Below are 9404 nucleotides of genomic sequence, written 5' to 3' on the forward strand. Positions count from 1 at the left end.
TTCACACTCCGCTCAAAAAGGCTATATCAACAAAGATACAGCCTTAAAATTATTTTAATTTACTTGGAATTACAAGAGTCATCATATTCATAAATGCTAAAGATTGAGCTGACAATCTACGTGGTTGTTCAGTTCTAACAACTTTCTTAGCAGCAGTCTTTTGATAAATTAAAGTTAAATCTGAATTGTTACTGGTTTCATGCAAATTGCTCAAATCAACTGCACCAGTCTTTAAATCAACACCTAACTTTGCATCTGCCGCGCCTAAAAGGGTCTTGTAACGGTAGCCATCAATCTCTTTAGCAAGAATAGCGCTTTGGGAAGCGTTTCTTTCTTTCCAATTAGGTTGCTTGATCACTTTATCAACAATTAATTTACCTTCAGCATCTTTAGCGCTTACCCAATTACCATTTACTTGATCAACGTAACCATTGTAAGTAAATTCCACTTCATTTTTAATTGGATCAGCAAGCTTTTCACCGTTTTCATCAGCATAGCTAAGTAGACAAGTTACTACCTTCTGAATATTCTTTTCTTTAACACCGTGAGCAAGTTGAATTTGGTATTCAGCACTTACTGGCTTGAAAACTTCATTACCATCTTCAAAGTTACTATGAACTAAAACGTAGCCTTCTTTTTCATATCCAGCAATTTTGTCTTTAGTTGAATAGACTACCTCATCGCCCACTCTTCCCTCAAAGATTTGCGTTTCCAAAACATAACCAGTGGTTTCATCCACAAAACTAACTTGGTTAGAAACAACCACTGCCTCAGCTGGCACATCATTAACATTCTTCTTAACAGCATAAGTAACATTAATCGTGAAATCTTCACTGTTATGATCAACTTGGTAAGCCATAATCGATTTCATTCCATCGCTTGAAGCAGCTTCTGGAGAAATAGATTTAATTTCAAAATTCCCATCTAAATCTTGAGGTAAATCATAGGCATGAAGTTTGACTTCTTTTGACCAGACAAAATTGTTTGGATCATTAATATCTGCATCAGCAATATCAATTTCTTTCCAATTACCAAGTTCATCAGTCAAAACTTGACCATTATTGTCGAATTGAATTAACTTACCAGTTGTTTTATCAACTCCACCGGCCGCAAAAAAAGTTGCTTGGTTAACGTAATCTTTAGTTATAGAATCGCCATTTTCATCTTGATAATGAATAGTTTCAGTGACTGTCTTAACTAAGTCGCTGCGACCATAATTATTATCTTTATTAATTTGATCAGTAGTGTGGTTTAAGAAAATAAAATAGTGTTGTGTGTTATTAGTTTGATTGTTAAATTTCCAATCTTGTGAAGCAGTTTGATAGTCAGTTGCTTCAATTTTTTGCCCTTCACTATAAATACTATTTATTTCATAATTCCGCGCTAAAAAAGCCTTGATATCACTATCAGCACCGGCAAAATCAATTACGTCATTAGCCTTGCCGCTAACGGTATAATTCTTTAAAACTTGGTAAATCAGGTTACCTTGTTCCCCTTTTCCAGTGATGTGATTGGCATCAAGGACAGCTAAGTTAGCTCTTTGTAATTCACTTTCTGCTTTTTCGATATATTCTTCTTTTTTTGCTTCGAAAGATACTGTCTTATTACTTTGGGTTAAAAGTGGTGCGTTGTCAGCATGTGTTTTGACCTTAGGATTTGCAGTCTTTTTTTCATCATCATTCATCAATTGTTCTTCTGAAATCATAGTAGATCGTCTCCCAGTTTTTCGCACTTTTAGTGATTCATCCTTTGCTATTTGGTCACATTAAGTTCATCTATTTTTCTATATCCAAACACAAATTTATCACGCATACATTTCACATTCAATTGTAACAGCTGTTATATATAAAGTAAATAACTATGATTAAAAGCTTTTAAACTGCGATTTTTAGACTCTACTTTTCGGAAAGCTTAGCTTTATTTTGTTATTTTATATCAAAAACAGAATCAAGCTTTTCTAGCCCAATTCTGTAATCAATATAGATTTAAATTCTTTTTTCTGTAATTTAATTAATCGTGAACCACTATTTTTTTAAAAATAAAACGAGATATAGAAATTCTTATAACTTCTACATCTCGTTTTGCTCGATTTATAGTCTATTCTTCTGATGTTGCTAAATAGCCTAGCACTTTTCCAAGATTAATCTCACTTGCACGCTTTTGTGCCTTATTTGCCCTTTGAAAGTAATCAATATTCTTACATTCAATGTGACCAGTTAATCCTGCTTTGGCAATCTTTTTTTGAATTTCATGAATATTACGTGTGTTCATGCTTTTCTCCTTATAACCCGAAATACATCTTTATCTATAGTTAATATTTTACAGAGTTAAAAGAGTTTTTCGCAGCAAAACACATCAATGAAAGCGATTCATAATAAATTCTTTAAAAATACATCTTCATGCTAGATTAATACCAAGCTGGCTTATCGCCATCAGTGTTTGGCTTGTTCAAGCCAACATTGCCGCGAATATCTTGACTTGGATTTTCAACCAAATCATTGATATAGCTAGCCACACTCTTGCGGGAAACTTCAGTCCCCTTAAAGGCAGTGTTCGCACCATAGGTGACTTCATAATCAACTTCATCCTTATTAGTAAGCCATGCAGGACGAATGACTGTGTAATCCAAATCACTAGCAGTAATTACATCAGCGGCAGCACGATAAGTGGCCAAATAAGAACCTAGAATATTCTTGTTCCACTCACCAAACTTACCTGGAACTTCATCATAGACACCTAGTGAAGAAATCCAGATCAAACGCTTAATCCCATCTTGATCCATTGCTTTCACTACTGCTTTAGCTTGGTCTTCAATATTGCCACCCGCTAAGTTAGCATAGACAATGTCGACTCCCTTAATAGCTTTTGCAACTTCATCTTCCTTGCTGGCATCCCCAACGACAATCTTTTCACGACTTTCATCAATCTTAGACTTGTCTAACTTATTTGGATGACGCAAGAACAAGATCAATTCGTTGTTCTCATCCTTTAATAGAAATTCTTCTGTTAACTTTGCAATTTGTCCACTAGCACCTAATACAGCAATTTTAGTCATTTTTTTCTCCTTATAAAACTGATTATTTGATAAAAACTACGATGTTTTCTAATCAGCCAACAAGTTAATCAGCTGATTAGCGTGCAGTGCAAACTGGAATAATTTCAGTTAAAAACATTTTCTTATCCTTCCATAAAAGCGCTTTCTTACTTACAATTACATAGTAGCACTAATATTTTGTAAGTCAACCGCTTTCATTGAAAAAATTATAAAGTTGCATAATCTCCTGTTACCTGTATAATAGAACGAACAGATCAAGTTTAGAGGCAGTAGGAGTAGGTTCTAAACTAAACAAAGTCTTGATATAATGTTCAAATCGAATATTTATATCAAGACTTTTGTTTTTTCCACTATTGCAAATAAGATGCCTATATGACATAATATTTAAATATAAATTATAGGGAGTAACCGACAAAATTCTTTTGTATTTATGGCGTCATATCACGAAAGCAATTTCCGCTGTAAATTTAAATGGTGAGACTATGTTTAAACTAATTTAGTTTAGGCTTAGTCTCTTTTTTTGCATCAGGACTGCCTATGTATGGAGGTAAAAATGAAAAAGCCGTTTTATTTACAAACTAAAGCCGAAGCTTTAGAAGAATTTAAAACTACTAGCGATGGTTTAACTACTAAGCAAGCTGAAGAAAACCTTGCTAAATATGGTAAGAATGCTTTAGTAGAAGGTAAAAAGAAAACCGCCTTTCAAGTCTTCTTAGAACAATTCAAAGACTTGATGGTTATTATCTTGATCATCGCTGCAGTAATTTCAGCCTTTACTGGCGATTTGGAAAGTACATTGGTAATTATTGCCGTATTGATTCTGAACGCTGTGTTAGGTACTGTACAGCACATTAGGGCAGAAAAATCACTTGAGTCACTGAAGTCTCTTTCTTCTCCTAGCGCAAAAGTCTTGCGTAATGGTGAAAAAGTTGAAATTGATTCTAAAGATGTGGTACCAGGCGATATCATGCTGCTAGAAGCTGGCGACATGGTTACTGCTGACGGACGTATTTTAGATAATTTCTCTCTGCAAGTTAACGAAAGTTCATTGACTGGTGAATCTACTAACATCGATAAAGCTGACATTGACTTTGATAAAGAAATTCCATTGGGCGATCGTCTTAACATGGTCTACTCAAGTTCATTAGTAACTTACGGCCGTGCTAACGTGTTAGTTACTGCCACTGGGATGAATACTGAAATCGGTAAGATCGCATCCTTAATGAACGAAACTAAGGAACGTCGTACTCCACTCCAAATGTCACTTGATAGTTTCTCATCCAAGTTGGCCACTACAATTTTAATTATCTGTGCGATCGTTCTTGGCCTGCAAATTTGGCGTGGTCAACCAATCATGGATGCCCTTTTGTTCGCAGTTGCTTTAGCCGTAGCTGCAATTCCTGAAGCTTTAAGTTCTATCGTGACAATCGTTCAAGCGATGGGTACACAGAAGATGGCCAAGGAAAATGCAATCATCAAAAATTTAGCTGCGGTTGAGTCATTAGGTTCCGTTTCAGTTATTTGTTCCGACAAGACCGGTACTTTAACTCAAAATAAAATGACTGTTGAAGACATTTATATTGGTGGTGAAGTCCTGAAGCCTGAACAATTAGACTTAGGTAATCAACTTCACCGTTACCTTCTCTACGACGCAGTCTTAAACAATGATTCAAGTTTAAAAGAAGGTAAGACTATTGGTGATCCAACCGAATCAGCCTTACTTGATATGTACCACAAGGTTCCAGGAATCGATCTTGGTAACAACCAACTTGGTCTTGAAGAAAGTGACTTGCGAGAATTATTAACTCGTCAGCAAGAAGTTCCATTTGACTCTGACCGTAAGTTAATGAGTACCAAGCACCTCATCCATGGTGAACCAACTATCTTTGTTAAAGGTGCTATCGATGTCTTACTTGATCGTTGCAATAATATCAGAATCGGCGACGAAATTCGCCCAATGACTGATGAAGATAAGAAACAGATTTTAGCGCAAAACACCCATTTTTCAGAAAATGGGTTACGTGTGTTAACTTTCGCTTATAAAGAAAAAGACGAAGACTTATCACCTGAAACTGAAAACGGCTTTACTTTCATCGGCTTGGTTTCTGAAATGGACCCACCTCGCGAAGAAAGTGTGGAAGCCGTTGCCCGTGCTAAGAAGGCCGGAATTCGTACTGTAATGATTACAGGTGACCACAAGGTTACTGCTGTCGCAATTGCTAAGAAGATCGGTATCTTCAATGATGGCGATATCGCCGTAACTGGTTTGGAACTCGACAAGATGAGTGACGAAGAACTTGATCAAAAGATCGAAAAGATTTCCGTTTACGCTCGTGTTTCACCAGAAAACAAGATCAGAATCGTTAATGCATGGCAAAATAAAGACCGGATCGTTTCAATGACTGGTGATGGTGTTAACGATGCTCCTGCCTTGAAGAAAGCTGATATCGGTGTTGCCATGGGTATCACAGGTACCGAAGTATCTAAAGATGCTGCCAGCATGATTTTAGCAGACGACAACTTTGCTACGATTATTAAGGCAGTTGCCAATGGTCGAACTGTTTTTGAAAATATCAAGAACGCAATCATGTACTTACTCTCTGGTAACTTGTCAGCAATCATCACTGTGTTGTTTGCTTCAATCGGCGGTTTGCCAGTACCATTTGTTGCAGTACAACTACTCTTCATTAACTTGGTAACTGACTCATTACCAGCTTTAGCAATCGGTATGGAACCGGGTGCTCCAGATGTCTTGGACAGAAAGCCGCGTGATCCTAAAGTCGGTATTCTTGATCGAGACTTAGTAACTAAGATTACGCTTCAAGGTATCTTGATTTCAGTCGGAGTCATTGCAGCATTTATGCTCGGTCTTCAAACAAGCCCAGCAGTCGCTACAACAATGGCCTTCTCAACTTTAACATTTGCTCGTTTATTGCACGGTTTCAACTGTCGTTCACAACACAGCATCTTCAAGATTGGCTTCAAAAATAATTGGTACAGCTTAGCAGCTTTTGCAGCAGGTACTTTGCTTCTTGCCTTAATCTTGTTCGTTCCAGCATTACATTCATTGTTTGCAGTCACTCCTTTGACTGGTAATCAGTTTATGTGGATCGCTATTTTAGCACTTATCCCAACTGCTATTATTCAAATTTTTAAAGTTGTTCAAGAAAATAGATAATTTTATTATAGAAACAGCACGTTTGTGCTGTTTTTTTCTACGTCTTATAATTAGTATCAATAATGCATTTGAAGATCAGGTGAGCTGAATGACTAATTCTATCGAAAAAATTAATGATAAAACTTATCAAATCTCAGAAAACGGTAAAAATTTAGGAACTATCACTACTTATCAGAATTCTTTTCACAATGAGTATCTGTATCTGCGCTTTAACCTTAATCATTTTCCGAGCTTCTCACCTTTTCCAGAGATTATAAAGAGCGAGAATAAGCCGCTACAAGTAATGATCGATTCAACGGAAAAAGAGTTAATCTCATTTTTAACTAAAAATAGTTTTCAATTAAAAAGACGTTGCTACTCACCTAAAGTCAGTCAACACCTTCTTAAAAATGCTTTGCCTAATCATCCAGTAAAAATTACAAAATTCACTTCAGATGATTCAATTTACGAAAAATGTTGTGAATTTCTCTATGATTATTACAAAAAAGTGCACGAAGCAGTATCACCATTGACATCTACTAAAGAGGAATTTTTCGAAGAAGTTCCAACCAAAAGTGGTTACTTTCAAGTTGATCAAAATAACAATATCGAAAATTTAGCGTTCATTGAAGACAACGAAATTGCCTATATTTGCTCAACAAATAAAGAAACTTGTCTTTCTTTCATTCAGGCGGTTCTAAAAGAATTATTCAGTAAATACCAGGAAATATTCTTTGAGGCAGATGACACTGATTGGGCTGCAACAATGTTACTAGATCAGTTTGTGGTTGATAGAACCGACAGTTTTAATACGTATCTTCTTAATTAGAAATTAAAAAAGGGCTGTACTCCAATATTTGATACAGTCCTTTTTTATTCATCCATCAACCAATCTAAAACATTTAATTGTCGAACACCATTCAGATTATCTCCAGCACCAATTTCGTCTAGAGTTAATAAAAATTTGGGATAATGATCATCAACTTGATCAAAGGGTTTCAATTCTCGCTCCATTGTTTTTAAATCAAGAACAGTTTGAGAAACTTGATAATATTCAATTTCATCGCCTTTTTGGGCAACAAAATCAATTTCTCCATCCTTCAGTTTCCCTACGCTCACATTATAATTACGTCTCAGTAATTCCAGATAGACAATGTTTTCTAGAATATGACCACTATCTGCCTTTTTAGTTGGTAAAGAAAAGTATCTTAATCCCATATCAGCAATATAATACTTTTCTTCACTTCTCAATAATCTTCTTCCATGAACATCAAAACGTGGAACTCGATAAATCATTAAGCTTCCAACTACCGCATCTAGATATTTTGACACTGAAGCTGGTGAAACTTTCATTCCATCACTAGAAATTGTATCAGCAATTTTTCTAATCGATAATTGATTGCCGATATTGTCAAAGATAAAATGAACAATTCTTTCAAGTAATGCCCTATCCGAATTTCCTAGTCTAGTTTGCACATCTCGGTAAAGGATTGAAGAATAGATTCCATCTAGGTATTCTCTAACTTGAACAGCATTATTATGTAGCTGCACCGTAAAAGGAAAAGAGCTGAAGCGCAGGTAATTATTATACATCCTTGCTAAATTAAGCTTATCTTCGGGATAAAGTTCTCTATACCCTTCAACGTACTCTTTAAAGGACAAAGGTAGCATTTTCAATTCAACATATCTACCAGTCAAGAGTGTGCCTAGTTCGCCGGACATAAAATATCCATTTGATCCAGTTAAATACAGGTCAACATCGTCCAATGTATTTAAAGCATCAGCAATTTTTTCAAAGTTTTTAATATGTTGTACTTCATCGATAAAAACATATTTCATACCCGAAACTTTCAATTTAGGTTTGAGGTATTCATAGAGTTGCGAAGAAGTTTCATAATTTAAAAAATCTGGCGTTTCCAAGTTGATTTGAATAATATTTTCTTTAGGTACACCTTGTTTTAGAAGATAGTCTTGAAAGATAAAGAATAACGTTGATTTCCCGCATCGTCTTACTCCGGAAACCACTTTGATAACTGATTTATCTTTCCATGATTTTAGAAATTCTAAATAAGTGGGGCGTTGAATAATAAACATTAAGATCATCCCTCCTTGTAAATTTTGATCAAAATTTTAATCGTTTTTGTTATTTTAACATTTTTGATTAAAATATTAAACAAAATTGCATTTTTAGAGTTTTTGATCAAAATTTTAATCATTTTTGCTATTTTTGCAATTTTGATCAAATTTTTAATCAATTTAATTATCTAACTATTTCTTCTAAAAAAACTACATCCCAATTATCAGGATGTAGTCCTTTTTTGTTAGATTACCACTTGAAAACTAGATAGCCAGTCTTCTCTTTCAGACCATAAATAGATTGGAACATCATAATTTTTAAAAGCAGACTTAAAATCACTTGAAACTGTATGATTAATATTATTTGCAATAACTGCAAAGTCAGTATTAGGCTGGCTCTCTCTCACATCTATAATTCTAAATAGCGGGTTAGTAATATTAGAAGTAGTAGGAGTATTAACAACTTTTATCGCCTGTTGTCTCTTCGTCTTAGTTCTTCCAATTAAAAGATCAAACTTAGAAGTTCTCCCACTCTTTCCCAATAAGCTAAAATCTTCCCCTACAGGAATATTGTTATTTATAAACTAATTAGTTACGTCTTCTTTAAAATATTGAATCACATTATTTTTAGATGTTTGAAGTAAGTCAAAAACCTGTAACATACATTGTGTTAAGCGATTTTGCGCATCAGGGAATTCATTCAAATCATCAAATTCAATTATTAATTCTCCATCTGATTCTTTTACGCCAAAATTAAGTAATATTGATCTGAAATATTTACTTCGCTTGCTTTTTTTATTCAACTCAATGTCTAACAACCCCAACTCGTCTAATGTATAGCCATCATCACTGATTACATACTCGGTGCCTTTACCTTTAAAAACAACTAATTCAATGTAGTCATTATACATATCTAAAAAAGGTGTTGTAATGGTTAGATAATCTTTTGTTTTCGAAGGAACGAATTGGATCTTTTTATCAATCCACTCAAAATATATTTTTTTCATTTTTTCTGTATCGAACATAATCACACCTCTCGTAACTTAATGATTTAATTATATACTGAAACTTGAAAGCACTAAATAAGCTGGAAGCTTTATAGGTTCTGGCTTTTTC

Annotated in this window: 8 protein-coding genes; 2 read left to right on the forward strand and 6 right to left on the reverse strand. The window is 34.7% G+C overall.

Going from position 1 to position 9404, the window contains the following annotated elements; all coding sequences use genetic code 11:
* Nucleotides 1-49: 49 nt before the first annotated feature.
* From FC46_RS06655 to FC46_RS06660, 3 genes are all read right to left on the reverse strand, one after another.
* The gene (locus tag FC46_RS06655; protein ID WP_057799060.1) at nucleotides 50-1705 is read right to left on the reverse strand and encodes a mucin-binding protein; all 1656 of its coding nucleotides are present in this window, start codon (nucleotides 1703-1705) and stop codon (nucleotides 50-52) included.
* Nucleotides 1706-2097: 392 nt separating this feature from the next.
* Nucleotides 2098-2271, reverse strand: a complete 174-nt coding sequence (locus tag FC46_RS10115) for a hypothetical protein (RefSeq protein ID WP_157046797.1) — start codon at nucleotides 2269-2271, stop codon at nucleotides 2098-2100.
* Nucleotides 2272-2407: 136 nt separating this feature from the next.
* Nucleotides 2408-3055: an NAD(P)H-binding protein gene (locus FC46_RS06660; RefSeq protein WP_057799062.1), complete on the reverse strand. Its 648-nt coding sequence runs from the start codon at nucleotides 3053-3055 to the stop codon at nucleotides 2408-2410.
* A 553-nt stretch (nucleotides 3056-3608) separates the two neighbouring features.
* On the opposite strand from FC46_RS06660, the gene FC46_RS06665 reads away from it, so the two are divergent.
* Together FC46_RS06665 and FC46_RS06670 are read left to right on the forward strand one after the other, a co-directional pair.
* Complete coding sequence (locus FC46_RS06665) at nucleotides 3609-6233, forward strand: cation-translocating P-type ATPase (RefSeq protein WP_057799064.1); 2625 nt, start codon at nucleotides 3609-3611, stop codon at nucleotides 6231-6233.
* Between the two features lie 88 nt (nucleotides 6234-6321).
* The gene (locus FC46_RS06670) at nucleotides 6322-7041 is read left to right on the forward strand and encodes a hypothetical protein (protein ID WP_057799066.1); all 720 of its coding nucleotides are present in this window, start codon (nucleotides 6322-6324) and stop codon (nucleotides 7039-7041) included.
* A gap of 44 nt (nucleotides 7042-7085) precedes the next feature.
* Here the strand turns inward: FC46_RS06670 and FC46_RS06675 are convergent, their stop codons facing one another.
* The 3 genes from FC46_RS06675 to FC46_RS10340 form a co-directional block, all read right to left on the reverse strand.
* Nucleotides 7086-8306: an ATP-binding protein gene (locus FC46_RS06675; protein WP_201779057.1), complete on the reverse strand. Its 1221-nt coding sequence runs from the start codon at nucleotides 8304-8306 to the stop codon at nucleotides 7086-7088.
* A gap of 227 nt (nucleotides 8307-8533) precedes the next feature.
* On the reverse strand, nucleotides 8534-8830 hold the full coding sequence (locus tag FC46_RS10335; RefSeq protein WP_236702301.1) for a DUF1829 domain-containing protein: 297 nt from the start codon (nucleotides 8828-8830) through the stop codon (nucleotides 8534-8536).
* Nucleotides 8831-8872: 42 nt separating this feature from the next.
* A complete protein-coding gene (locus FC46_RS10340; protein ID WP_236702302.1) occupies nucleotides 8873-9313 on the reverse strand; it encodes a DUF1828 domain-containing protein in 441 nt (146 codons plus the stop codon).
* Between the last annotated feature and the right edge of the window lie 91 nt (nucleotides 9314-9404).

It is taken from the genome of Lactobacillus kalixensis DSM 16043, from assembly GCF_001434335.1.
Taxonomy (GTDB): domain Bacteria; phylum Bacillota; class Bacilli; order Lactobacillales; family Lactobacillaceae; genus Lactobacillus; species Lactobacillus kalixensis.